Origin of the sequence: Verrucosispora sp. WMMC514, assembly GCF_027497295.1 — a bacterium.
Classification (GTDB): Bacteria; Actinomycetota; Actinomycetes; order Mycobacteriales; family Micromonosporaceae; genus Micromonospora; species Micromonospora palythoicola.
The window spans coordinates 4433523-4458511 of the sequence record NZ_CP114906.1 but is presented as its reverse complement, the minus strand read 5'-3'; the positions used below and the strand labels follow the sequence as shown (position 1 = coordinate 4458511).

General features: G+C 69.1%; 24 protein-coding genes and 2 pseudogenes. 15 read left to right on the top strand and 11 right to left on the bottom strand.

The window, feature by feature from the left end:
- Positions 1–4: 4 nt before the first annotated feature.
- Positions 5–1579, bottom strand: coding sequence for an alpha/beta hydrolase (locus O7597_RS20830; protein ID WP_281580468.1), 1575 nt, complete (start codon positions 1577–1579; stop codon positions 5–7).
- Positions 1580–2089: 510 nt separating this feature from the next.
- On the opposite strand from O7597_RS20830, the gene O7597_RS20825 reads away from it, so the two are divergent.
- Positions 2090–2863 carry a hypothetical protein gene (locus tag O7597_RS20825; RefSeq protein ID WP_281580467.1) on the top strand — a complete coding sequence of 258 codons (774 nt, stop codon included), beginning with the start codon at positions 2090–2092 and terminating at the stop codon, positions 2861–2863.
- Positions 2864–2899: 36 nt separating this feature from the next.
- On the opposite strand, the gene O7597_RS20820 is transcribed toward O7597_RS20825, so the two are convergent.
- The gene (locus tag O7597_RS20820) at positions 2900–3376 is read right to left on the bottom strand and encodes a GNAT family N-acetyltransferase (RefSeq protein WP_281583289.1); all 477 of its coding nucleotides are present in this window, start codon (positions 3374–3376) and stop codon (positions 2900–2902) included.
- 88 nt (positions 3377–3464) lie between these two features.
- On the opposite strand from O7597_RS20820, the gene O7597_RS20815 reads away from it, so the two are divergent.
- The 3 genes and pseudogenes from O7597_RS20815 to O7597_RS31810 all read left to right on the top strand — a co-directional run bounded on the left by O7597_RS20815 (position 3465) and on the right by O7597_RS31810 (position 5169).
- Entirely contained in the window at positions 3465–4043 is a 579-nt protein-coding gene (locus tag O7597_RS20815; protein ID WP_281580466.1) for a TetR/AcrR family transcriptional regulator, read from the top strand.
- Positions 4044–4068: 25 nt separating this feature from the next.
- Positions 4069–4443, top strand: a pseudogene (locus O7597_RS31815) (lipase); the annotation flags it as partial.
- Positions 4444–4521: 78 nt separating this feature from the next.
- The gene (locus tag O7597_RS31810; protein WP_348650809.1) at positions 4522–5169 is read left to right on the top strand and encodes a GDSL-type esterase/lipase family protein; all 648 of its coding nucleotides are present in this window, start codon (positions 4522–4524) and stop codon (positions 5167–5169) included.
- 40 nt (positions 5170–5209) lie between these two features.
- On the opposite strand, the gene O7597_RS20805 is transcribed toward O7597_RS31810, so the two are convergent.
- Positions 5210–5437 carry a hypothetical protein gene (locus tag O7597_RS20805; RefSeq protein ID WP_281580464.1) on the bottom strand — a complete coding sequence of 76 codons (228 nt, stop codon included), beginning with the start codon at positions 5435–5437 and terminating at the stop codon, positions 5210–5212.
- A gap of 7 nt (positions 5438–5444) precedes the next feature.
- Between O7597_RS20805 and O7597_RS20800 the strand changes: the two genes are divergently transcribed.
- Positions 5445–6323, top strand: coding sequence for a DUF5753 domain-containing protein (locus tag O7597_RS20800; protein WP_281580463.1), 879 nt, complete (start codon positions 5445–5447; stop codon positions 6321–6323).
- Here the strand turns inward: O7597_RS20800 and O7597_RS20795 are convergent.
- Positions 6311–7252 (bottom strand): SDR family NAD(P)-dependent oxidoreductase, encoded by a 942-nt coding sequence (locus O7597_RS20795; protein WP_269739083.1) that lies wholly within the window; start codon positions 7250–7252, stop codon positions 6311–6313. The genes O7597_RS20800 and O7597_RS20795 overlap by 13 nt on opposite strands.
- A 103-nt stretch (positions 7253–7355) precedes the next feature.
- Here O7597_RS20795 and O7597_RS20790 point away from each other — a divergent pair, with 103 nt between their 5' ends.
- Both O7597_RS20790 and O7597_RS20785 read left to right on the top strand, forming a co-directional pair.
- Positions 7356–8021, top strand: coding sequence for a TetR/AcrR family transcriptional regulator (locus O7597_RS20790; RefSeq protein ID WP_281580462.1), 666 nt, complete (start codon positions 7356–7358; stop codon positions 8019–8021).
- Between the two features lie 33 nt (positions 8022–8054).
- Entirely contained in the window at positions 8055–8861 is an 807-nt protein-coding gene (locus tag O7597_RS20785; RefSeq protein WP_281580461.1) for a hypothetical protein, read from the top strand.
- A gap of 62 nt (positions 8862–8923) precedes the next feature.
- On the opposite strand, the gene O7597_RS20780 is transcribed toward O7597_RS20785, so the two are convergent.
- A complete protein-coding gene (locus O7597_RS20780; RefSeq protein WP_281580460.1) occupies positions 8924–9328 on the bottom strand; it encodes a hypothetical protein in 405 nt (134 codons plus the stop codon).
- A gap of 127 nt (positions 9329–9455) precedes the next feature.
- Here O7597_RS20780 and O7597_RS20775 point away from each other — a divergent pair, with 127 nt between their 5' ends.
- Both O7597_RS20775 and O7597_RS20770 read left to right on the top strand, forming a co-directional pair.
- Positions 9456–10151, top strand: a complete 696-nt coding sequence (locus tag O7597_RS20775) for a proteasome protein (RefSeq protein WP_281580459.1) — start codon at positions 9456–9458, stop codon at positions 10149–10151.
- Positions 10152–10267: 116 nt separating this feature from the next.
- Positions 10268–10564, top strand: a pseudogene (locus O7597_RS20770) (DinB family protein); the annotation flags it as partial.
- A 235-nt stretch (positions 10565–10799) separates the two neighbouring features.
- Here the strand turns inward: O7597_RS20770 and O7597_RS20765 are convergent.
- A complete protein-coding gene (locus O7597_RS20765) occupies positions 10800–11354 on the bottom strand; it encodes a GrpB family protein (protein WP_281580458.1) in 555 nt (184 codons plus the stop codon).
- A gap of 225 nt (positions 11355–11579) precedes the next feature.
- Between O7597_RS20765 and O7597_RS20760 the strand changes: the two genes are divergently transcribed.
- Complete coding sequence (locus O7597_RS20760; protein WP_281580457.1) at positions 11580–12158, top strand: DinB family protein; 579 nt, start codon at positions 11580–11582, stop codon at positions 12156–12158.
- Between the two features lie 89 nt (positions 12159–12247).
- Here O7597_RS20760 and O7597_RS20755 read toward each other — a convergent pair whose 3' ends face one another.
- Both O7597_RS20755 and O7597_RS20750 read right to left on the bottom strand, forming a co-directional pair.
- Positions 12248–12859, bottom strand: a complete 612-nt coding sequence (locus tag O7597_RS20755; RefSeq protein WP_281580456.1) for a hypothetical protein — start codon at positions 12857–12859, stop codon at positions 12248–12250.
- A gap of 720 nt (positions 12860–13579) precedes the next feature.
- Complete coding sequence (locus O7597_RS20750; protein WP_281580455.1) at positions 13580–14440, bottom strand: SDR family oxidoreductase; 861 nt, start codon at positions 14438–14440, stop codon at positions 13580–13582.
- Between the two features lie 111 nt (positions 14441–14551).
- Between O7597_RS20750 and O7597_RS20745 the strand changes: the two genes are divergently transcribed.
- Positions 14552–15139: a TetR/AcrR family transcriptional regulator gene (locus O7597_RS20745; protein ID WP_281580454.1), complete on the top strand. Its 588-nt coding sequence runs from the start codon at positions 14552–14554 to the stop codon at positions 15137–15139.
- 104 nt (positions 15140–15243) lie between these two features.
- On the opposite strand, the gene O7597_RS20740 is transcribed toward O7597_RS20745, so the two are convergent.
- The 3 genes from O7597_RS20740 to O7597_RS20730 all read right to left on the bottom strand — a co-directional run bounded on the left by O7597_RS20740 (position 15244) and on the right by O7597_RS20730 (position 18111).
- On the bottom strand, positions 15244–15711 hold the full coding sequence (locus tag O7597_RS20740; protein WP_281580453.1) for a hypothetical protein: 468 nt from the start codon (positions 15709–15711) through the stop codon (positions 15244–15246).
- 125 nt (positions 15712–15836) lie between these two features.
- Entirely contained in the window at positions 15837–16364 is a 528-nt protein-coding gene (locus O7597_RS20735) for a hypothetical protein (RefSeq protein ID WP_281580452.1), read from the bottom strand.
- Between the two features lie 472 nt (positions 16365–16836).
- Entirely contained in the window at positions 16837–18111 is a 1275-nt protein-coding gene (locus O7597_RS20730; RefSeq protein WP_281583288.1) for an IS701 family transposase, read from the bottom strand.
- Positions 18112–18409: 298 nt separating this feature from the next.
- Between O7597_RS20730 and O7597_RS20725 the strand changes: the two genes are divergently transcribed.
- The 4 genes from O7597_RS20725 to O7597_RS20710 all read left to right on the top strand — a co-directional run bounded on the left by O7597_RS20725 (position 18410) and on the right by O7597_RS20710 (position 24969).
- On the top strand, positions 18410–19687 hold the full coding sequence (locus O7597_RS20725; RefSeq protein ID WP_281580117.1) for an IS701 family transposase: 1278 nt from the start codon (positions 18410–18412) through the stop codon (positions 19685–19687).
- 2302 nt (positions 19688–21989) lie between these two features.
- Complete coding sequence (locus tag O7597_RS20720) at positions 21990–23555, top strand: replication initiator (RefSeq protein WP_281580451.1); 1566 nt, start codon at positions 21990–21992, stop codon at positions 23553–23555.
- Entirely contained in the window at positions 23552–23749 is a 198-nt protein-coding gene (locus O7597_RS20715) for an excisionase family DNA-binding protein (RefSeq protein ID WP_169599140.1), read from the top strand. The genes O7597_RS20720 and O7597_RS20715 overlap by 4 nt, the downstream gene beginning before the upstream one ends.
- Positions 23749–24969, top strand: a complete 1221-nt coding sequence (locus O7597_RS20710; RefSeq protein WP_281580450.1) for a site-specific integrase — start codon at positions 23749–23751, stop codon at positions 24967–24969. The genes O7597_RS20715 and O7597_RS20710 overlap by 1 nt, the downstream gene beginning before the upstream one ends.
- Positions 24970–24989: the final 20 nt, after the last annotated feature.

Genomic DNA, 24989 nt, shown 5'->3' with positions numbered 1-24989 from the left:
CAGTTCAGAACAGCCAGGTCGGCAGCGACGGGGCACCGCGCAGCGGCACCGGCGGCTGGGCGGCGGGGCCGGACTCCTGACTCGGCGCCCGACCACGGGCCGACGTCGTGCCCGGCGGTGGGGCGGCGGCACAACGAGTACCCTCCGCCGGCACGACCCGGTCGATCAGGTACGTCTCGATGGCCCCGTCCGCGCAGCTCACGCGGCCGTACACGATGTGTCCCCAGCCCTCGTAGGTGAGCAGTTCGGCGTGGTCACCGAACTGGTCGGCGGCACCGAGCGCCCAGTTGTAGCCGGTCGCCGGATCGTGCAGCGAGTTGACCAGCAGCAGTTTCGACCCGTTCGTCGGGTTGATCCGCCGCTGCGGGTTGTTCGCCGGGGTCGGCCAGCCCAGGCAGATCGCGCCGACCGACGCCCGGGGCGGGTTCGGCAGGTCCGGTGCGGCGCGCTGGGCCTCGGCGAGGATGGACCGCCACTGGGTGACGTCCCGCGCCTTCAGGTTCCAGTCCTGGCAGAGCACCGCCTGGTACGCGAAGGGCACCACGATCGGCGGCTCGTCGGCGACCTCCCGGGCCGCCGTCGCCGACGTCCCCCACGGCCGTCCCGCGTCGACCCGCTCCAGCTCGGCGGCGATCTCCAGCCAGTACGGCTGGTAGTTGAGATTGCCCAACACGAAGTTGACCAGATCCCGCTGGGTGATCTTGTAGCTGTGGTCGTCCGGATCCGGCAGTTCGCCCCGGGCGGCGCGGTCGAGCAGCCGCTGCCAGAACTGGCGGATGTCGCGGCCGTACAGGGCACACTGCGGCAACCGGGAGCAGCCCGCCACGAACTCGTTGAACGAATCCTGCCCGGTGGCCGCCTGGGTGACGGCGAACCCACGCGCGTCCTGGCTGTGATCCATCACGCTGTCGGCCACAATGGCGCCGACGCGGTCCGGATACATTTCCGCGTACTGCTGGGCCATCAAGGTGCCGTATGACATTCCGAGAAAGTTCAGCTTGGCGTCACCGACGGCCGCACGTATCGCGTCGATGTCCTGGATCACCTGGAGCGTGTCCACGTGATCGAATACCGGCCCACTGTTGGCGCGGCAGTCGTCGGCCAACGCGCGGCTCGCCGAGACCATCCGGGAAAATGCGCTGGATGTTTTGATCGGCTCGACCGGCAAATCGTTGATCCGGTCGAGAGTGCACATGATCGGTGAACTGCGGGCCACCCCGCGTGGATCGAATCCGACGATGTCGAAATGACGACGCAGTTCGTCGCCGTAGCTGGCCCACAGCGCCGAGTCGACACCGGAGCCGCCCGGACCGCCCGGGTTCACCAGCAGCGACCCCCGGCGCACCGCCGGATCCGTCGCCGGCCGCTTGGCCAGCGCCAACTCGATGGTCGGCCCGCCCGGATCGGCCCAGTCGACCGGTACCTCCAGGGTGCCGCACAGGGCGCCTGCGTCCTGCTCGCACGGCATCCACGCCACATCCCCGCTCGGGGATGCGAACCCGGACGACGGGGCGAGCGGCGCCAGCACCACCCCCACAGTGACCCCGGCGAGCAATCGCCGGATCAGTTTTCTGCGCATGCTCCCACTCCCAGATCGTTTTCCGGCTTTCCGCCGGCCGGTGCTGAACGTAGCGAACACGCCACGGCGCGGGGTTACCGGAGAATGTCGTCGCCACTACCATTCAGATCGCGACCTGAATGACCGGAATGACAGCATCCGGGAGCGCTCCCACGGATCGCTCGTGAATGGCGAGGTCAGGCCGGATAAATGGGGTGTCGCGACCGGTGACCCGGCGCCCGCCCGACGATTGTCAACATGGCGGAGGTCACAGGTGGCGGCGATGTTCGCGCTAACATCAGAGGTACTCCCTCGCAACGCCCGGTCAAATTGCGTGACGGATTGGAAACCACGGATTCACGTACTCGAACGGCCGGGAGCCCGCACCCCGACCTCGGTCGCCCGACATACGGTCGGGTACCGCGATCCGCCAGTCCCGGTGGCTCTGTGCCGGGCGGGACACGCCGACCGGTTGTTTTGCTGGGCGCGTCGATGGGCAGGAGGCCACAATCCGACGGTGGAGGCGACGCGATGAGCCAGCACGTGCACCAGGAGGCAGGGCGGACACGCCTGGCGAGAAGGGCGCTGGCGCTGCCACTGCTCGGCGCCCTCGCGGTCGCCGCCGGCTGCGGGGGCGCCGACACCGGCGAGCCGGACTCGACCGCCACCCCACCACCGTCGGCGTCGAGCGTCGCGACCGAGCCGGCCACGGCCGCCCCCACGGCCGACGCGACGGTGGTCATCCCGAAGTCGGCCTTCCTCGAACTGCCCGCGGAGTTGCGGAAGCTGCCGCCGCGCACGATGCCCGTCGCCGACGCGGTACCCGAGTTGTGCGACGACGGGTTCGGCACCGGCGGTCGGTCGGTCACCGCCAGCGCCGCGATGATGACCGGCTACCGGCAGCCCGGCGACCCGCCCTCCAACGTGCCGTACGGCACGATCGCACAGACGATCTTCACCTTCTCCGATGACGGCGCGGCGGACTACCTCCGGCGGCTCCGGGCGACCCTCGCCGACTGCGCCTCCTTCACCATCGACAACGGCGACACCGTGCGGGTCCGCAGCGAGCCGTTGCCCGACGCCGGCGACGAGGGACTGCTCGTCGTCCAGGTACGGCCGGCGCGGAACCTGCCGGGCGACCTCGTCGAGGGCGAGACGACGACCACGCAGGTCGCCGTGGTGCGGGTGGCCGACGCGGTGACCCTGCTGCACGACGAGGGGTGGGAAGGCACCAGCGGCGACCCCGCTCTGGTGGACGACTTCGTGCGGGCGGCGGTGGACGCCCTCGACACCTGGCAGCGCTGAGACCCGGAGCAACCGGCGCCGAGCCGCCGGGAGCTGTCAGTCGATGCCACGGAGTCGACGGCGCATGATCCACGTCGACGCCGTGCCCTCCGCGGTCACCGCGCCGGTACCCGGGTCGATCGCGCGCCAGCGGTGCCGGTGCGGTCGGACGATCACGTAGCCCAACCTGGCGTAGAACGAGACGGCGGCCTCGTCGTCGACGTCCACGTCGAGACTCATGGCGTCGGCCCCCCGGGCCGCCCCCGCCGCTTCACCGGCTTCGACGAGCGCCCGTCCGATGCCACGGCGACGAGCCGACGCGACCACCGCCAGCCCGTACAGCCATGGGTTCGGCGGGTCGCAGCCGTCCCGCCACCGGACGCTCACCACGCCCACCACCCGACCGGCGGCCATGGCGACGAGCATCTCCTCCGCGCCGCGCCGGGCGGCCTGGAGCCGCACCTCGGCGCGGTCCCGCGACCGCGCCAGCTCCCCCAGCCCGTTCAGGTCGGTGCCCAGCGCGGCTCGGATCATCACCCGGATGACCGTACCGGGGTGCGTCCCGCCGACCACCGAACCTAAAGCAATTAGGTTCGGGGCTACAGGGTGTAGGGTGGTGGGCATGGCACGCGCGAACCTGACCCGGGCGGTCGTCACCACCGCGGCGGCGGAGCTGGCCGACCGGGAGGGATTCGAGGCGATCACCCTGTCGGCGCTGGCGCGCCACTTCGGGGTGCAGACCGCGAGTCTCTACTCACACGTCCGCGACCGGTCGGCACTGCTCGACAGCGTCCACGAACTGGCCCTCGGTGAGCTGGCCGACCGGGTCGCCGTGGCCATCGGTGGCCGGGCACAGCGCGACGCGCTCACCGCCCTCGCCGACGCGCACCGTGACTACGCCCGCCAGTGCCCCGGCCGGTGGGCCGCCCTGCAACGGCCGGCGGCGGCATCGACCGTGCGGTCGGACGCGGCCGGCCGACTGGTCGCGCTGACCCTGGCGATGCTCCGTGGCTACCGGCTGCCGGAGACCGAACTCGTCCACGCCACCCGGCTGCTCGGCGCGACCATCAACGGCTTCCTGGCGCTTGAGGTCAACGGCAGCTTCGGGCACCGCGAACCCGCCTCCGACGTCTCCTGGCAGCGAGCGTTGAGCGCGCTCGACACCGCCTTCCGCGCCTGGCCCACCGAAGGGAACCACTGATGCCCGTCTCCTCCGCGGCGTCGCCGAGACCGAGGTGACCCCGCGCGGCATCCGGCCGCACCGGCTGCCGGCCTGGGTACGGCAGCAGTTCCCGGACGGTCAGCTGCTCGCGATGGAGAGCCAGCCGTCCGGCGTACGCCTCGTCTTCCGGACGGCGGCGAGCACGCTCGACCTGGTGACCCACCCGACCCGGATCACCTACCTGGGCGCCGAGCGACCGCGTGGCCGCATCGACGTCTATGTCGACGGCGTCCTCGCCCTCCGCGACCCGCTCGGCGGCGGCGACCGGGTGGAGGTCGACCTCACCAGCGGCCAGAGCGTCTTCCATCCCGGGCCGGCGCACACGACAAGTGTCTCCGGGCTGCCCGCCGGCCGGCACCGGATCGAGGTCTGGCTGCCGCACAACGAGAGCGTCGAACTTGTCGACCTGCGGGCGGACGCCCCGATCGAGCCGGACGACGCCACCCTGCCGCTGTGGGTGCACCACGGCAGCTCCATCAGTCACGGGTCGAACGCCGTCGCACCCAGCGAGACCTGGCCGGCCGTCGCCGCCCGCCGGGCCGGCGTCGAGTTGCGCAACCTCGGGCTGGGCGGCAGCGCGTTCGTCGACCCGTTCCTGGCCCGCGTGATCCGCGACGCCCCCGCCGACTACATAAGCGTCAAGCTCGGCATCAACGTGGTGAACCTCGACGGGATGCGGCTACGCACCTTCGTCCCCGCCGTGCACGGCTTCCTCGACACCATCCGCGACGGTCACCCGGACGTCCCGCTGCTGCTGATCTCGCCGCTGTTCTGCGGCATCCACGAGGACACCCCCGGACCGGGCGCGATCGACCCCGACTCGATCGGCACCGACCAGGTGCGTTTCGTCGCGACCGGAACGCCCGGGGACGTCGCGCTGGGACGCCTGACGCTCCAGGTCATCCGGCGTGAGCTGCGCTCGCTGGCCGAGCGGCGCGCCGCCGACAAGAACCTGCACTACCTCGACGGCACCACCCTGTACGGCCCGACCGACGCCGTCGACCTTCCGCTACCGGACGGCCTGCACCCGAGCCCGGAGGCCCACCAACGGATCGGCACCCGTTTCGCCGAGTACGCCTTCACTCAGGACGGCCCGTTCGCGTAGGTGTCGCCACGCCGCAAACAGCCATACCGCAATGTGCAAGCTAGCAACCTTGGGCGATTTTTTTTACTTCGCCCGGGTTGTCCAGGCGCAGCATGCCGACCGTCCCAAGGGCCGCGCCGGCCACCAGCCAGCAGATCTGGGCAGCCGACAGCTGCTCGTCGGCGGTGGCGAGCCCGACGGTCGCCGTGCCAGCCACGATCGCCATGGCACCCGCCAACGCCGGCACGTCAAAGCGCCGAGTGCGTCGGTTGCCGGAACGGTCGACCATGTCTTCCATGATGCCCGATCGCCACCACCCTGACCACGCCCTGGATCAGGAGGAACCAACGCCTGCGGTGGCACGTTGGCTGATCCGCACCCGCCTCCGCCGGCTGCGCGAGCAATGCCTGCTCAGCCAGGATCAGGTGGCCAATGAGGTGTATTGGTCGGTGTCCAAGGTCATCCGCATCGAGAGCGGCGCTTTCGGAGTCAGCGTCCCCGACATGCATGCGCTGCTCGCCCTCTACCGCGTCGAGGACCGGGCGCAGCTCGACGAACTACGGCGACTCGTGCTCATCGCACGCTCCCGGCGCGACCGGCGGATCTTCCACATGCCGTCGTCGGTCCGTACGGTGTTCGAGCAGGTCGCCCACTTCGAACGATCCGCGACCGCCATCGACGTCTACGCCGCCACGTGGATTCCCGACCTCCTGCAGACCCGCGAGTACGCCGCCGCGCTCGCACCTGTCCGACTCGGCGACCAGGTCGTGACGGACGACGTGGCCACCTCCGTGATCCAGCGTCAGGAATGGTTGGCCCGTCGCACCGGACGCGTCCGGACGACCTTCCTGATCCAGGAGGCGGTGCTGCACCGCCAGGTCGGCGGCGCCTCGGTGCTGGCCACCCAACTACGGCGGCTGGCGGGGGCACCATCGGTCCGCATCATCCCCCGCACCGCCGCCGCCCGATTCGTCGCCGCACCGTCCTTCGCCGTCATGACGATCGGCGACCACGGCACCCTCGCCTTCGTGTACGGCTTCGACGGCAGCATTCAGCTCGTCGAGGAGCCCGACCGGCTCGCGCAGCTCCAGAGTGCGCTGTCCCAGGCCAGCGAGTTCGCCACCGATGCCGCCACGTCGTCACGGCTCATCGCCGAGGCAGGTCAGGAGCGGTAGTCGGCGGGAGAGACGTTCTGCCTGGGCTCGACGACGGGGAACGTGACTCCGGTGAGGTCTTCGGAGACGGCCCACAGCCGCTGCTGGACGGTCACCTCGTACGACTCCGGGCTGGAGGTGACCAGCCGGGGGTGGCCCATGACCTCGCCGTGTCCACCGGGACCGTAGTACTGGCCGCCGAGCACGGCGGGATCGGTGGCGGCGCGCAGGGTCGGCAGCGCGCCCATCGCCGGTGTCTGGGTGATCAGCGGTGCGAGCCAGGTGAGCGGAATCCGGAGCGCTGCGGGGCTGTTACGGGCAAGTTCGGTGCTGGACACGCCGGGGTGCGCGGCCACCGCGACCGTGGTGCCGTGCGGGGCGAGCCGGCGCTGCAACTCGTAGGTGAACATCAGGTTCGCCAGCTTGGACTGGCCGTAGGCGGCGACCCGGCCGTACGACCGCTCCCAGTGCAGGTCGTCGAAGTGGATCGCGGCCCGGATGCGGTGACCGACGCTGCTGACCGTCACCACCCGGGAATTGGGCACCGGCAGCATCAGGTCGAGCAGCAGGCCGGTCAGCGCGAAGTGGCCAAGGTGGTTGGTGCCGAACTGCATCTCGAAGCCGTCCCGGGTGGTCTGCTTCGGGGTGTACATCACGCCGGCGTTGTTGATCAGCAGGTCGAGCCGGTCGAACCGGGAGCGCAGTGCCGCCGCCGCGGTCCGCACGGAGTCGAGCGAGGTCAGGTCCAGTTCCTGCACGGTCACGTCGCCGGTCATCCGGGCCGCCGCCCGCTCACCCTTGCCGACATCGCGGACGGCGAGCACCACGGCCGACCCGCGCTCGGCGAGCGCCTTCGCGGTCTCGTACCCCAGCCCGGTGTTGGCCCCGGTCACCACGGCCACCCGCCCGCGCTGGTCCGGAACGTTCGCCGTCGTCCACTTCTCGCCCATGCCAGTCTCCCTTTACGTACCGGAGGTATCTTGTACCCACGACGCTAAAGTACTATCGGTACGTTGTCAACGTACCGGCGGTACGTAAGCTAGGATGGCGATCGTGACATTCCAGCGGGCGCGTACCGAGGAGCAGCGGGAGATTCGCCGACGGGCGATCCTCGACGCCGCGTCGGCGATGCTCGACGAGATGCCGGTGGCTGCGGTCACGCTCAACGAACTCAGCCGCCGGGCGGGTCTGGCAAAGCCGAACGTGCTGCGCTATTTCGAGTCCCGCGAGGCGGTGCTGCTGGAACTGCTGGACCGCTTCCTGGCGGAGTGGCTGGCCGACCTCACAGCCGCGCTGACCAACGGCATCGACGCGAAGCTACCCATGGCCGAGCGGGCGGTAGCGGTGGCCGAGATCCTCAGCCGCTCACTTTCCGGTCGCGTGGTGCTGTGCGACCTCTTCGGCGCGCAGGGCAGCGTCCTGGAACACAACGTCTCCGTCGAGGTCGCCATTCGCCACAAGCGCGCCTCCCTGGCCCATCTGGCCACCATGGCCGAACTGATCCAGCGGCAGCTGCCGGAGCTGGACGAGAACGTGGAGCTGTTCGGCCTGCAAACGCTGGTCATGGCCGGCTCGCTGGCGGCGTACGCCACTCCCCCGCCCAGCCTGGAGGCGGCCTACCAGGCCGAACCAAGCCTTGCCCGCTTCCACCTGGAGTTGGAGGACGCCTTGAAGCTGGCCCTGACCGCGACCCTGCTGGGCGTGCTACCCCGCCGCTGATCGTGGCATGACCGGATCGGACATCATCAACGCGTGGGTGACCTTTTGATCAACCTGCTGGCGAGCGTCATCGCCGGTACGGCCGTCTGGCTCTCGGGGTTCCTGTTACGTCGGCGCAAGCTGAACCGGACCCGGGCCTTCTTCGGCCTCGCCGCCGGAGCGAGCTGCCTGCTGGTGGTGTCCCGGCACGCCTCGTCGCCGCGCGAGTTCAGCGTGCACCGCCGCGACGTCGCCGCGCTCGTGGAACTGGCGACCATCGCCCGCGAATGCGGCGCCCGTGCGGACCGGGTCGGCGAGAACCAACCGACCGGGGAGATCGGCCGGCTGACCGAGTTCTGCGTCGGCGGCCCCGGCGGCGCGAGCCCGCGCAGCGTCACCCACGTACGCGCGATCCTCCGCGGCGTGACGTACGAGGTCTTCGACGAGGAGAAGCGTCGACTGTCGTTCACCGTCGGGGGCACCGAATACGTCTACAGTCCACAGACAAGCTACGCCCTGCTCGCCCGCTTCTGGGGGCCGGTCGGTGGACGCCCCGTGTTCTTCATCGGTGGCCTGACCGCCGGCAGCAACCTCGCCGGCGCCCGCTACCTGGCCCGGTACCACCCCGAGTTGTACCGGCGGTTCGGCGCCGACCGGCCGTTCGCACTGGTGCTGCGAATCGTCGAGCCCGCCGCGTACGGCACCGATTTCACCGAGCTGGCCGCCGACGTGACCGACGTGGCGTTCCAGCCGGCACCGCAGCCCGGTGTCATCGACTCGGCCGGGACACCGCCGTCGACGAACTCGGACGACGGAGATCCACCCCGGACACTCCAGCCGGGCGCCTCGCCGGTGCAGTAGGACCACACGGACAGCCGTGCGCGCCGGGGCATCTGGAGCCCCGCCCGAAGTGATCCAGCCGGCTAACCGATCGGCGAGACCGACGCGTGGCTCTTCGGGCATTGCCAGCAGGCAACCCCGTCGACGAGGGCTGCGACCGGAGGGTGCGAGTGGCCGGGCAGACATCCGGGCCAGGCAGTGTCGCCCTCATCGAACTCTTCCTCCTGCAGCAGGTCGGCCAGCTCGACAACCGCCAGCTCCAGCTCGCCGGTCACCCGGAGGCTGCCCACGCTGCCCCGGTGCGCCTGTCCACGCCTGCCGTAGCACACAAGCAGGACGTCGAGGGTGTCCAGGTACACCCCGATCGGCTGGATGACGGCGCCCCGCCGGGCGAAGTCCCGCGCCACCCGGCGCACCGCGCGCTCGTAACACTCCAGAGCGCCCAACACCAGCTCGTCATCCACGTCGCCGTCCGGCACGGTCTCCATCGCCTCGATCCACTCCGCGCTACGCCCAACGCTACCGACCTACCTCACCGGCGCCGGTCGGGGTGTAGGCAGGCGGATTGACGGGTACCTCGCGCCCCAACCCCGCACCCCCGCCCAGGAGGATCCCATGACCGTCGTACTCGCCGTTGTCTGCAGCGACGGGGTGGTGATCGGCGCGGACTCCCAGATCACCGACAGCGACCGTGGCCTGAGCTTCCCCGCCCGGAAGCTGCACCCGCTGGGCTCCTGCGCCGCCTGGGGCGGCAGCGGCGCGCGGGGAGTCCTCAACGACCTGCGGCCCCTCCTTGAGGACTCGGCCACCGCCATCCTCGAAGCACCCGACATCGGCGACGAGTTGCAGGAGCGCGTCCTGCCCGTGTTCAAGAAGCACTACGAGAACTACATCCCGGACGTGCCCGGCGAGGGCGACGGCGGTGGGGTGTCGGCGTACCTGCTCGCCGCCGGCTACAGCCAGGGCGCGCCGTGGATCGTGGAGATCAACCCCAACGGGCTCATCGGCCGTTACGAGGACGTCGGCTTCCACGCCATCGGCTCCGGGGCGCCAATGGCCCAGCAGGCCGGCGCGCTGCTGTCCCACCTCCGGTTGACCAGGCGCACCGTCGAGTACGGCGTGGTTGGCGTGATCCGGGTGCTGGAGGCGCTGGACCTGACCTCGCCGTCGGTCGGCGGGCCGTTCAACGTCGCGTGCATCCGCGAGGAGGGCGCCCACCACCTCGACGAGAAGGAGATCGCCAAGGCGCTGAAGGACGCCCGGCGCTGGCGCGACCTCGAACAGGAAGCGCTCGACCGGCTGTTCGACTGACGCGAAGCGGGTGACGGCGACGACCCGCACGGACCGGGCGTACGGCAGACATGCGCCCGGCGTCCGCCAGGTCTCCGTTGTACGTAGGGTGCGGAAGTGGCAAGAGGCGAGCGGCTTACTTCGGCGGCCAGCACGTCGACTCCGAGACATTCGCCTACGCGGGAACCGCCGACGAGGCACTGGAACAGCTCGATGAGATGTATGGGAGATGGCACGCGGGGGTTCGCGACCTGTCGGACGCTGACCTGGACAATCCACCCACGCTGGGTCCCGAGCGGTTTCCCATGGAGAACAGGATCCTGCACGTCAACAGGGAGCTGATCCATCATGGCGCCGAGATCTGCCTGCTGCGCGACCTCTACCGCTGGCAGGACCCTGTCGCTGCCGTGTCGGGCGGCGATCATGATGCGTAGCAGGCCCTCGCGTTGGACGGCGCCGTAGGCGCCGACGCAGCCTGAGTCGGCCGAGGCTACCTCTGGTGGCTCAACGACGAGCAGATCCCCTGGCCGGGAGCCCCGAGTGCCGGTCGCAGTGCGCGCGGCAACGGTGGACGGCATCTGCTGTGGGTGGATCCGTCCCGGGAACTGGTCCTCGCCTCCCATTGGACCGAGAATCCGCTCGGCCTCATCCGTCGGGTGTGGGAGGCGGTCACGGGTTCCGGGGGTAACTGACGGTCGGCGCTTGCGTCCTGTCGCGCACGCCGAGGACCTCGTTGACGAAGTCGTCCTTGTTGCGGGCGTAGGCCGTCAGGTCGGCGCCGTGAGCTTGCGCGAGATCGCGCTTGAGTTGCTCGTACCGGGACCGGTAGTCCGCCCGGCACCGGAGCGCATCACGGAAGGCGACCCGTCGTAGCCAGAGCAGGGAGGTCGGCTCGGTGAGATGAAGCTGGTGGGTACGTTCCCACCAGTTGTCGGTCTCCGGCTTGACGAAGTAGTGCGCCTCATCCGGACGGTGCACGCCGTTGCGGTAACCAAGAGCGGTCACCACCTCGATGGCGGCTGCCGCCGCGGACAGACTCCGCACCGGTGCCATCATGTCGATGATCGGCTTCGCTGCCAGACCGGGAACCGACGTGGAGCCAATGTGCTCAACCGGCCCGACCAGCCACCGTCCCAGAGCGGCTTCGAGGCTGACCCGCTCCTGCTCGAACAGCACAGCCCACCGCGGGTCGTACGGGCTGAGGACAACCGGTGGCTGCTTCACGACAACTTCCTTTCAGTGCGACTACGGGCCGGGCGGTAATCCTCGTCGTGCCTCCGGATCGTCGCAGTCCCAACCACACCGGAATCAACTCAGCACCGTCTCGTCCGGCAGCCGCCGGACCCGTCGTAGTGGGAGCGATACACGGAATGCACGGCGTGCCGGTACTGCAGCCGGTCACGGCGTACAGGGCATCGCGGCCGGCGCGGCGGTGAGATCCTGGGCGGCATGACGGACCTCGACGCCAAGGCGAATCTCTATCGGTACCTGCGGGAGGCGCGCGAGGCGTTGCTCGGCAAGCTCGACGGGCTGTCGGAGTACGACGTACGGCGCCCGCTCGTGCCGACCGGGACGAACCTCCTCGGGCTGGTCAAGCACGTGGCCTCGGTGACCGCCGGGTATTTCGGCGAGGTGTTCGACCGCCCCTTTCCCGAACCCGTCGCTGGCCTGAACGAGGAGGCCGAACCGAACGTGGACATGTGGGCCGCAGCCGACGAGTCCCGCGACGACATCATCGGCCTGTGGCACCGAGCTTGGGCACACGCCGACGTCACGATCGAGGCGCTCTCGATCGACGCGCCCGGCTCGGTGCGATGGTGGGAACACACGCCGGTGACGCTTCACCACATCCTCGTGCACGTGCTCGCCGAGGTGAACCGGCACGCCGGGCACGCCGATATCGTGCGCGAGCTGGTCGACGGCCAGGTCGGCTGGCGGCAGCCCGGCGACAACGTGGTCGAGGGCGACGAGGCGTGGTGGGCCGCCTACCGCGAGAGGCTCGAATCCACCGCACGGGAGTTCGCCTGAGGACGCGTCTTCGCGCAGCGAGCAGCGAGATCAACGCTGAGCGAGTAGTAGGCAGACGGCCACCGCACCGGCTTTGAACCACGCGACCGCTACGCGGACCCCGCACCCTGTTCGTGATCGCCGGTTGTGCGGCCTACTGGTACGTCCAGCGGCAGATACCGCTCCCGGCCGCTCTGCTCAGTCGTCTGCGTGAACCCGGCCGCCTCCAGGATCGCAGCGAACTTGGCCCGTCGGCGTCGACGAATGGAGACCAGAAACAGGGTGACAGACATCAGCGCCGCCCAGGCGACGGCGGCGATAGCCGCGGCGGCGGTGGGGGACGTCCCACCCAGCCCGAGCCACACACCGAGGATCGCGCACAGCACGGTGAGGACGACATAGAGGAACCACGTTCGCTGCTTGTCGTCGTTCCAGCCTTCCAGGTCGTAGCTGATACGGGCCTTGAACAGATCCAGCACGTCGGCGGGCACGGGGGGCAGTGCGCCCCCGGTGGAAGCATCCGGGTACTGCACTCGGTTCCGCTCGGCCCTTTCGCGGGCCTGCGGACGGGGGTCGGGTACGAGGAACAGCTGCGGTCCGTTGCGGTGTCGCTGCCGTGTGTCCGTGTACGCGTAACCGAATTGCTCGGCAATAGCGGCCATATAGGCGAGTGAGCGCAACGTGGCCACCTGCTCGACCTCCACCGGCTGCCCGCTGGCCATCTTCCGCAACATCTTCCGCACGTGCCGCTGTCCCACCAGCGATCCCCCATCACATCGTTGATCAGACTTGCACAGCCTCTCGTCCGGGACGGGCCGGAGGTCCATCCACCAGTGCCACGGTCCCGGTTGAGCGATGCCACCGTAGCGGGTTCGAGCCATACCGCAGGGAAGCGGGCCGCCGCTCGGCCCCCACGTCAAGCGGGCCTTGACGGGTCGTACGGGCGCTGCCGGAACAGACCGGGTCGGCTCTCGTGTCACGGCTTACCCCCGGCGGACACCGCCACAGTGGCACAGTTGACCCAACCTCGCCCGGCACGAACGAGGCTCCCAGGGTCGGACCGCTGCTCAGGCAGCAGAAAGGCCACCTCCCGGAGCTGGGAAGTGGCCTGAGCTGCGTGGGCGATACTGGGATCGAACCAGTGACCTCTTCGGTGTGAAGCAGGACGCGGCACCCACCGCGACCTACAGAAACGAGAACCCGCAGGTCGTGGTGGGTGCAGTTAAGTGCCATTCGATGCCGTTGGGCGCGGTTCAGAGCCGTTGAACGCGCCCGACTGCTCCCACGTTGCTCCCCGATCCCCGGTGGTCGACCGCGTCGTCGGCCGGCCCGTCTTCACGCGTAGCTTCGGCGCGGCTCCCAAGGAACAACGCCGAGACTGACGGGTACTCAGCGTGACCAGCGTGCTGAGGTACCACGCGCACCGTCGGTGGCAGATGTGCTCACCGTGTAGTGGTCGTTCGGTCACGGTTCTCGGGCGGGTAGTGCTTGCGGAGGTCGGAGGTCGTCATCCGGTCGAGCATCTTGTCGGGGAGGATGCGGGAGGCCCGGATGAGGAGGGTAGCCGTTGCGCCGATGGTGTAACGGGTGCGGGGCCTGGCGTCGGTCACCGCTTTGGCGATCCTCGTCGCGGCGATGTCGGAGGTCACGCCGGCCTTGGTGAACGCCGCCACGTGGGAGGGTATTGCCTGCATCAGAGTGCCGTAGCGCGCGTTCTGCTCGGGTGTCATCGCTTCGTCGAGGCGGCTGAGGGCGGCGAGGCCGACGCGGGACATCTCGGTTTTGACGCCGCCCGGTTCGACCACCACCACCTGCACGCCGTGGGGGGCCAGTTCGTTGCGCAGTGCGTCGCTCATCGCCTCCATCGCGAATTTGCTGGCGGCGTACGGTCCGTAGCCGGCCATGGAGATCTTGCCGTTGAGGGAACTGATGTTGACGACGCGTCCCTTGCCGCGTAGCAGGGCGGGAAGCAGGGCCTGGGTGACGGCGACGTGGCCGAAGAGATTCACTTCGAAGATGCGCCGCCATTGGCTGAGCGGCATCACTTCGACCGGGCCGGCGCCAGGGACGCCGGCGTTGTTGACCAGCGCCCGCAGCGGCCACGGACCCCGCTCGACACGTGCGGCGAGCGCGGCGACGTGGTCGGGGTCGGTGATGTCGAGGATCACCGGCTCGATGCGGTCGGCCCGCAGGGACGTCCCGTCGCTGTCGCGCCGTACGCCGGCGAGGACATGGAAGCCGTGCCGAGCCAGTTCCCGCGCGGTGGCTGCACCCATGCCGGTCGACGCCCCGGTCACGACCATGAGTCCCCGAGTTTCAGTTGACGATGTCATCTCTTGAGTGTGCAGTAATGAGATGACAGCGTCAACTGGTTCGAGTGACTTAGTCATCACAGGCGGGCTAGAATCCTCCGCGTGATCAGCCGTGCCGAATCAGCCGCTGCCACCCGCCGCGCCCTGCTCGACGCGGCCGCTGAGCTGCTCGATTCCGGTGGCCTCGACGCCGTGACGTTGCGCGCGGTGGGGGCGCGCGCCGGAGTGAGTCGCGGAGCGCCCTACCGGCACTTTCTCGACAAGGAGAGCCTGCTGATCGCCGTCGGAACCCGGGCATGGGACACCCTCGGAGATCGCATGCAAGCCCTTCGCGCGGAACCGGGCCTGTCGACCGCCGAAAAGGTCCGCGGCGGCCTCCTTGCACTCATCGACGTCGGCCGCTTTCAGCCACACCTCTACAAGCTCATGTTCAGCAACCCACCCGGCGACCCCACCGCACTCGCCCGGGCCGCCCAACGAAGCCAGACCGAGTTCCTGGCCGTCGTCGCCGACCTGGTCGGCGAACAGGACGCCCGCCGATACGCGGCCCTGCTCATCAGCAGCGCGAACGGGATCGCCGGCCTGCAGGCCAGCGGCCAGCTCGCCGACCCGAAATGGGGAGGCGTCTCCGCCGAAGACCTCACCGACACCCTCGTCGACATGATCACCAGCAAGAACCGGCACCCATGACCGGCAACCACCGGACGTCATCGGCTCGCCATCGCCGAGTTCATCCCCCACCAGCACCAAATGACCTGCCGCAGGGTATGCGCTGATCCGCCAGTGGCGCCCGATCAGTAGTAGGCAAGGATCTGCGTGACGGGGTGGCCGAGAAGGGTGGCCACGTCGGCGAGTTCCCGGGCATCGAGCTCGTACGTCGCGCGAGTCGGGTTCATTGCACACACCTCGAAACGCGCGAAGCCGACCGGCCAGTCGTAGCGAAGTGTGACCAGGGAGGTGACCGCAACGCAGCAGGGCATCGCCGTATCCAGGTTGTCGAAACTCTCGCCGCTCTCCTCGATCAGATCGTAGAACCACTCCATATCGATTTCCGCGAGACAGCACGAGCATGTGATCCTCGTGGTGTTCTCACCGGCGTCGATCAGAGTGACTTTGTCGTAGAACTCGTGGTCGACGTGCTCGACGTCGTCGTCGGGACCGGAGAACAGTCGAGCGACATAGGCCACGGCCGCAGCGGCGGCCACGGGGGTGGGCTGCCAGTTCACGTCCGTCGGGATGAGACGGATGTATCCATCACTCACGGCATTCAGGATGCCTTGCCTGATGTCGTCGTCAACGTCCGGGCCATCGTCAGAACGTCCGGGCGCCGTGCCCGATAACGGCTACACGCCGTCACGCACGGTCCGCGGCTACGCACCTCACTGCCTCACCGCGGCGGCTTGGGGTCGGGCGTCGGCTGATGATTGCCGCGGCTACGACTCGGTTGCGACGCCGCCGATGCGACCGCAGTTGTGACCAGCCCTGCGAGCATCGCGGTCTCGGCGATGATGCCGATATGGCCCCGCCGGGGCACGACCACGAGGCGGGCGTTGGCCGCCGCCGCCAAGAACCGCCGCTCATCCACGCGGAATGGGTCACGAGCGCCGTTGAAAAGTAACACCGGTCCCGGATAGCGACGGAGCTCTCCGATCGCGTCCATCTCGGATAGCGCCGCGACCACCTCAGGCATCACCGCGCATCGCACGCCGCCGGCGACCGTCGCCTCGGCGATCGGTTCCGGCAGTACCCGCCGGAACCCGCTCGCGCTGACCCGGTCGGCGATACTCGGTCGGCTCGCCGCGAGCCGGGCCATGAGGCGGTACGCAGCGAAGAAGCCTCCCCGCGGCTGGACGGTGCAGCCGCCGGCAACGAGGGCCGCGACCCGGCCCACGACCTTGCCAGTTGGTAGCACCACTGGCCCAGCTCGTGGGGCTCGATAGCCGATGCCGGCGTCACCTCGGCGGTGACGCCGGCATCGGCTGCGCTGGTTACGGGGTGACCACTCGGCCGCCGAAGGTCACGACCAGCCGACCGTCGGAGGCGAAGGACCAGCCCAGAGCACCGGTGTACGAGAAACACCGGGATCCGTTGGTGCCGGACCAGAACTGGTTCGAGCTGTCGGAGTTGCCGATGATCCGGTCGTTCGAGCCGCCGTTGCACGAGGTGTTGTTTCGAACACCGAGGAGCCGCCGTCGAAGTTGAAGTTACGCTCGGCGTTGCCGATGTTGGCGTTGTTCGACACCGTCATCGTGCCGGGGTTGCGGTTGTAGGTGAACCCGTGCTTGCCGTTGGCGTAGGCGCTGTTGCCGCGGGCCCCAGGTCCCCTGATCTCGGATGTCCGTCAAAACGGGGCAGGCCCACCCTAGTACGGCAGCCGCCGTTCGGGATCATGGCTGGAGTTCGAGGTTGAGGCGTCGGGTGTAGTGGGCTTGGCGGGCTCGGGCTTGATGGCGGCGGCGCCAGTCTGACCAGCGCAGACGGTGGGCGAGGTCGCGGATCGGGCGGAGTACGAGGGTGTTGATCAGCCGGCGGGTCTCGTTGACGGTCAGCTTGATCAGACCGGTGTCGGTGGAATCATCGTCGGCTTCGGCGGCGCAGATCGCCAAGACGGCGAGGGCGGCCAGGGCGAGGGTGGTGAAGCGGTGCCAGGAGTCCCAGCGGCGGACTTGGTGTTGGTCGAGGCCGACCTGGCCCTTGGCGGCTTGGAAGCTTTCCTCGACCGTCCAGCGGATGCCGGCGACCCTCACGAGCTGGGCGAGGGTGGCCGGTCTGGGTGTCCAGCAGCGGTAGAAGGCCAGTTCACCGGTGGTGGTGTTGCGGCGGATCAGGAGGCTGTGGTGGCCGCCGTCGTCGGGGTCGGCATCGGTGCAGACGTCATCCAGCCAGGCCCAGTCGTAGAAACGCGGGCCCTTGGATCCGGCGCCAGCGCTGCGGCGCTGCCACGCCGAGGCCGGCAGGCCGGCGGCGACCCGGTCAGCCCGCAGGCGGGTCTTGCCGCCGTCGAGGGGGACGAGGTGGCTGCGGGACACGGCCAGGACGTAGCCCAGGTGGTGTTCGCGCAGGTGAGCACGGAAGACACTGCTGTTGCCGTAGGCCTCGTCCGCAGCCGCCCACCCAGCGGGGACGCCGGCGTCGAGGGCAGCGGTGATCATGTCGGCGGCCAGCTCGGACTTCGTGGCGAAGACGACCTCGTCGGGAACTCCGGCGGCCTGGCATCTGTCCCGGTCATCGGTCCACGACACCGGCAGGTAGACCCGGCGGTCGATCAGTGTGTGCCCATGCCGGCTGGCGTAGCCACAGAACACCCCTACCTGCGCGTTCTCGATCCGGCCGGCGGTGCCGGTGTACTGGCGTTGCACCCCGACCGTATGCGTGCCCTTCTTCAGGTCCCCGGTCTCGTCAACGACCAGCACCGCGTCCGAGTCACCGAACCGGGCCACGACCACGTCGCGCAAATCGTCGCGGACGGCGTCGGCGTCCCACACCGCCCGATACAACAGCCTCTGCATCGCGTCCGGCCGGGCATGCCCGGCCTGCTCCGCCAACTGCCAGCACGTCTTGACCTCGATATCCGCCAGCAGCCCGGTCACGAACGCCGCCGCAGCCCGCCGCGGCTCGACCCGCCCGAACCGACCCGCGAACGCATCACACACCCCGGCCAGAACCCGCCGCCACCGGGCAGGGTTTACGCTGTGGCACGCGGCCACCGCCAGATCTGAAGTTATGTCCACAGCAGACAGACGATCACGCGGTGGCCGCACCTCGTCTACCCGGCCCCACCAGCGACATCTCAAACGGCGGCTGCCGTACTAGTACGGCAGCCGCCGTTTGAGATCTTGCTGTTGAGGTGGGGTGGACGCGAGGCGGCCACCGCGTGATCGTCTGTACGTTGTGGACATAACTTCAGATCTGGCGGTGGCCGCAGGCCACAGCGTAGACCCCGCCGCGTGGGAGCGGGTCATGGCCGGGGTGCTCGGCTGCTTCGCGGGCCGGTTCGGGCGGGTGGAGCCGCGGCGGGCGGCGGGAGAGTTCGTCTCTGGTCTGCTATCTGACCTTGAAGTCAAGACATGTTGGCAGTTGGCGGAGCAGGCCGGGCACGTCCGGCCGGACGCGATGCAGCGGTTGTTGTACCGGGCGGTGTGGGACGCCGACGCCGTTCGTGATGACCTGCGGGCTCTGGTCGCGGGCCGGTTCGGTGACCCGGACGCGGTCCTGGTTCCGGACGAGACGGGAGACCTGAAGAAGGGCAGCCACACCGTCGGGGTGCAGCGGCAGTACACGGGCACGGCCGGGCGGATCGAGAACAGCCAGGTCGGGGTGTTCCTCGCCTACGCAAGCCGGCACGGGCACACTCTGATCGATCGACGGGTGTATCTGCCGGTGTCGTGGACCGACGACCGTGACCGCTGCGCCGCCGCGGGGGTGCCCGACGAGGTCGGGTTCGCGACCCGGTGCGAGCTGGCCGCCGACATGATCACCGCAGCCCTTGATGCCGGTGTCCCGGCGGGGTGGGCCGCCGCGGACGAGGCATACGGCAACAGCAGCGTGTTTCGTGCCTTGCTGCGCGAACGCGGACTCGGCTATGTCCTCGCGGTGTCCCGCAGTCATCTGGTGCCGCTCGACGGCGGCAAGACCCGCGTCCGCGCCGACCGGGTGGCCGCCGACCTGCCCGCCACCGCATGGCAACGCCGCTCGGCCGGGGCCGGATCCAAGGGCCCACGCTTCTACGACTGGGCCTGGCTCGACGACGTGTGCACCGACGCCGACCCGGACGACGGCGGACGGCACAGCCTCCTGATTCGAAAGAACACGACCACCGGTGAGCTGGCCTTCTACCGCTGCTGGACCCCGAAGCCGGCCACTCTCGCTCAGCTCGTGCGGGTCGCGGGCATCCGCTGGACCGTCGAGGAGAGCTTCCAGGCCGCCAAGGGCCAGGTCGGCCTGGACCAGCACCAGGTCCGCCGCTGGGACTCCTGGCACCGGTTCACCACCCTCGCCCTGGCCGCACTCGCCGTCCTGGCGATCTGCGCCGCCGACGCCGCGACCGACGCTTCCACCGACCACGGCTTGATCAAGCTGACCGTCAACGAGATCCGCCGACTGATCAACGCCTGCATCATCCGCCCGATCACCGACCTCGCCCACCGTTTGCACTGGTCAGGATGGAGACGCCGGCATCAAGCCCGAGCCCGCCGAGCCCACTACACACGCCGACTCAACCTCGAACTCCAGCCATGATCCCAAACGGCGGCTGCCGTACTAGAAGCCTGGCATTGCGGCCGGCTCGGAGGTCAGCAAGGTACTTTCCCACCACGCCGACGACCACGCCGAACAGCCCTGCCGCTGCGGTGATCCATGGGTTCACCGCGCCATCGTAGGAGCCGGCAACGCCAGGTCACCGCTGCACGCTCAACATGCCGGCTGCGACAGACGTTGAAGCGGAACTTAGACCGGCTCGTTCGTGACCTGCGGCGACCTGGTCGGCACGCTGGTCGCGCCCCGTCGTGGGTTGCCGTCGCTGCTGGCTGATTGCCGAAGTTTGACGGTGTCTTGTGCCCCCTGGGTGCCCCGAGCAGTGGCCCACTGGCAGCTTCCCCCACCCCATCGCTTGACATCCTCGATCTCCGATCCTCACCGTACGGCTAGCCGTCGACAAGCTCTATTTCCTTAGGCGGGACATCGCCCTTCTCTAGATGCTCAATACGGTTGAGCCGCCATTCTCGCCACTTCTGACGATTTCTATACCGTGGCGGCACCTCAATCTTCGATGATATTCGCTCCGGGAGGTGGATGCTTGCCCAGATCTTCAATGCAGATGGGGAGAGGAATGTAGATAAGGAAAGGAATCCTCGATGACTACGCATTGATCCCCAGGAAGTGGAATAACCATCACTTAACGCGTAGCGGGATATCTTGACGGGTCTACTGAAAATCCGCTTGCTAGAACCAGTGTATACGACTCCACGAAGCCAAGCGTCTTTACCCTTGTTATGGAATAGCGACAGAGCCAGCAACGGGGCGTGGAAGAAGCAGCTTCTCGAATGGTAGCCCTCTAGTCGGGTAGTCCCGCTCTTGACTCTGGTCTGATACCCCGTACAGAGCCGCCAACCGAACCAATTTTGCTTGTAGCTAACCTCGAACCCGACCGACTTGATCTGGATCGCAGCCTGTCCACTGTTAGCAACAGTTAGACCAACATGACTTAGGGAAGCAACATTTTTTTTGGCCCTCTCAATTACTCCCTCCACCTCTACGGATAACTGCGGCCCTGACCGCTTAAAACTCAAATAGGAGACAACCAGACTGCCAAGAGAGATTACGACCGCGAAGATTGAGGACGTTAAAGCGGCTAGCTGTTCCGTTGACACGATCACTCTTCCAAGAGGGTTGGCAAGGGGTAGGGCGGCTAGACAAGACGAGTGGCTGTGCCTTACCGCACTGTCTCTATGCTCTACGACGAGTTCAAGCACCCCGACAGGCATCACTTGCCATCCCGTCTGCCGTCGACCCGCCCTCATGGGGAGCGGGCCGCCGCCCGGCCCGCCACGTCAAGACGGCCTTGACGCACGGTCGGGCGCTGGCGGGTCGGGCGGAGGTCTGCTCGGCTCGCCCGGGTCGTCGGCTGGCGGGATGGCCTACCGCAACCACCCACGGGCCGCGAGTCGCCGACGGAGCCCCGGCCATCCTGGAGCCGGAGCGCCCCCGCCGGAGGCGCAGTAACCGCAACCCCGCGACCGCCGCCAGCTCGCCGACGCGGCCGGCGTGCGCTTTCCTACGCCGCGCGGCTCGTGGCCGCGCGGCCCGGCCGGCTGCCGGCCCACCCTCGCCGGTCAATGCTGCTGTCGTCATGCGGCGGCCCACCGGGCTCCCCGCTCTCCGCGCCAGCCGCCGGGCGTGCTGCGTGGCCGGAGTCGTAGCGCCAGCGAAGCGACGGACGCGCGCCCAGGCGGCGGCGCGTGCGGCCCGTTCAGGGCCGCCTTGATGACGTACAGAAAGTCCTCCCACACCAGCCGGCAACTGGCCGGCCCAGCCCTGGCCGGAGGGATCACGGCGGGTTGACGTGTCGGTACCCGGTGCTACTCTGGCGGTCGTTGAGCACGCCAGCGCGGCCTTCCCGCCGGATCGCTGGACTCGACTCCTGAGAGGTCGAGCGGCCTTCTGCCGCTGATGTGGGCCACGTCCCGCCGCCTCTCCGTCGCCCGGCACAGTGCCGGCTCTCTGAATCCGCCGAGCGGCCCAGCACGGCCTTTCGCCGTCCACGATGGCCCGGATTCACACACCTTCCACGGGTGGGGCAGCCTGCGGCAGTTCCCGCCGGGGGCCGCTATTCCAGGCTCCCCACCCTTGCCGGCCCTACGACGTCCACGAGCACGAGAGGACATCACCGATCGGCGGAGTGTGGCACCACCACGATTCCGCCCTCCGGCGTCAGCCGCCCTTCCGGCGGTGCCAGGAGACACGACGAACACCACCAGCGGACCAACGTCCACGGCTGGTGGTGCTTCGTCTTCCGTCCCTGCCACCCCGTAAGGAGAAGACGATGTCCGCCCCACTCGCACTGTCCCGGCCCGGCCTCGCCGCCGGCCGGTTCGCCCAGGCTCTGCACCGTGCGGCCACGCCGGACTACCTCGGCTGGCTGGAACACACCGCCGCCGCTGGCGGCTGTACCCGCCCGATTCGCCTCACCGGCACCCTCGCCAGCGTCGAGGCCGACACCGGCCGCATCACCCGCGAACTGCACACCGACGAGTTGCCCGACCGCGCGATCTACAAGGCGTGCGGCAACCGCCGTGCGTCGCAGTGCCCGGACTGCGCCTGGGTCTACGCGGGCGACGCCTTCCAGGTCGTCCGCACCGGCCTGACCGGCGGCAAGACCGTCCCCGCCACCGTCGCACGGCATCCGGTCGTGTTCGCCACCTTCACCGCACCATCCTTCGGCGCGGTCCACCACCGGCACGTAGCCCGCCACACCTGCGCCACCCGCCAGCGGTGCGACTGCCGCCCCGCACCCTGCCACGCCCGCCGCGACGCTGGCACCTGCGCGCACGGGCAGCCCGCGGCCTGCTTCACCCGGCACGACGCCGACGATCCGCAGCTCGGACGGCCACTCTGTCTGGACTGCTACGACCACGACCACCAGGCCGTGTGGAACTTCCTCTCCGGCGAGTTGTGGCGGCGCACCAAGCAGGCCATCGAACGCCAGCTTGCCGCCCTCTGCCGCCGACGCGGCATCAGCCACGTCCAGGTCGTCAGCGACTCCGGCCGAGTGCGTCGGGTGCCACCGGTGCGGGTGTCCCACGGCAAGGTCGCCGAGATGCAGCGCCGGGGAGCGGTGCACTTTCACGTCCTGCTGCGCCTCGACGGCGTCGACTCGAACGACCGGGACGCTCTGGTGCCGCCGCCGGCTGGGATCACGGGCGACGACCTGGACGCCGCCGTGCACGTCGCCGCCCGGCAGATCACCGTCACCACCCCACCTCACCCCGACCGCCCGGACGGCTGGCCGATCGCCTGGGGCGAGCAGGTCGACGTGCGCCGGATCGGCAGCGGCGACGGTGACGTGACCGACGCCAAGGTGGCCGCCTACCTCGCCAAGTACGCCACCAAAGCCACCGAGGTCACCGGCCACGCCTCGACCCGGCTCACCTCCGACACCATCGACGCCTACGCCAACCCCGACGGCGACCATCTCGCCCGCCTCATCGACGCCTGCTGGCGACTCGGACGACCGACGGCTACCCGCACCACCGGCAGCACGGCACGGGACGGCGACCGTCAAGGCTGCCTTGACACCGCAGCGAACCCATACGCGGGACTACGCCGATGGGCGCACATGCTCGGCTTCGGCGGCCACTTCCTCACCAAAGCCCGCCGCTACTCCGTCACCTTCGCCCTGCTCCGCGACACCCGCGCCGCCTACCGCCGCGCCGAAGACGAGGAAACCGAAACCCTCACCGTCGGCACACTCACCTACCTCGGGGCCGGCTGGCGCACCGACGGTGACGCGATGCTCGCCAACACCGCCGCCCGGCAGCGACGAGAAAGCAGACGCGTCGGCCGGGAAGAACTCGCTCACGACATCTGGCTCACCGGGGCCGCCGCATGAACCACGACCTTCGCCCCCGCTGGTACTCCCCCGCCGAGGTCGCCGTCCTGCTCGGCTTCGGCATCTCCAAGGTCAAGATGAAGATCGCCACCGGCGAGCTGCGCTCCATCAAGGACGGCAAGTACCGCCGCATCCTGCCCGAGTGGGTCGACGACTACATCCGCGACCAGATCGACCGGCAGGAGGCCGCCTGATGCCCGCCCGTGCCCGCGCCAACGGCGAAGGCTCCATCTTCCCCTACCGCAACGGCTTCGCCGCGTACGTCTGGGTCACCAAGCCGGACGGGAAACGCACCCGCAAGTACGTCTACGGCAAGACCCGGGACGCCGTCCACGACAAGTGGATCAAACTGCACCAGCAGGCCAAGGCGGGACCGGTGGCGACAAGCGTCCCGACCGTGGGCAGCTTCCTGGCCTACTGGCTGACCGAGATCATCGAGCCGAACCGGGCGCCGCTCACCTACGCCACCTACGAGACGCTCGTCCGCCGTTACCTCTCCCCCGGCCTCGGCACCAAGCGACTCGACCGGCTCCAGGCGCGCGACGTGCAGACCTGGCTCAACCAGGTGGCCCGCACCTGCCAGTGCTGCGCCCAGGGCAAGGACGCCGCCCGCCGCAAGGAGAAGCGGCGCTGCTGCGCGATCGGCCGCTGCTGCCAGGCGGTCCCGTCGACCCGCACGGTCAGCGACATCCGGGCCGCGCTGCGGGCCGCCCTCACCCACGCCCAAGCCGAAGACCTCATCACCCGCAACCCGGCCGTCTCGGTCACCCTCGCCACCGTCCGCCGCCGACGCGGCAAGTCCTGGTCCAGCGACGAGGCCCGCCGGTTCCTCGAATCCGCCCGCGCCGACGAAGACCCGCTCTACGCCGCGTACGCCCTGGTCCTCGTCACCGGCCTACGCAAAGGCGAGGCGTTGGGACTGGCCTGGGCGGACGTGGACCTCGACGCCGGAGAGCTGACCATCGGCCGCCAACTGCAACGCGTACGCGGGAAACTCCTGCACCGCGACACCAAGACCCAGGCATCCGACGCCACCCTGCCTCTGCCCGACATCTGCCTGACCGCTCTCAAGCACAGACAGCACCAACGCGACGAGGCACGAGCAGCCGCCGGCAAGGCGTGGCACAAGAACGACCTCGCATTCACCACCCGCTACGGCACGCCCATCGAGCCGCGCAACTTCCAACGCTCCTGGCAGACCCGCTGCGACAAGGCGGCAGTCACGCCGATCACCGTCCACGACGCGCGGCGGACCTGCGCCACTCTCCTGGCCGACCTCGACGTCCATCCGCGAGTAGCCATGCAGATCCTCCGGCACGCCCGCTTCTCCGTAACGATGGAGATCTACACCCAGGTCTCCTCGCAGGCGACCAGGGACGCACTCAAGCGCCTCGGCGAATCCCTGACGCGATGACGAACTGCTGTACTTCGCTG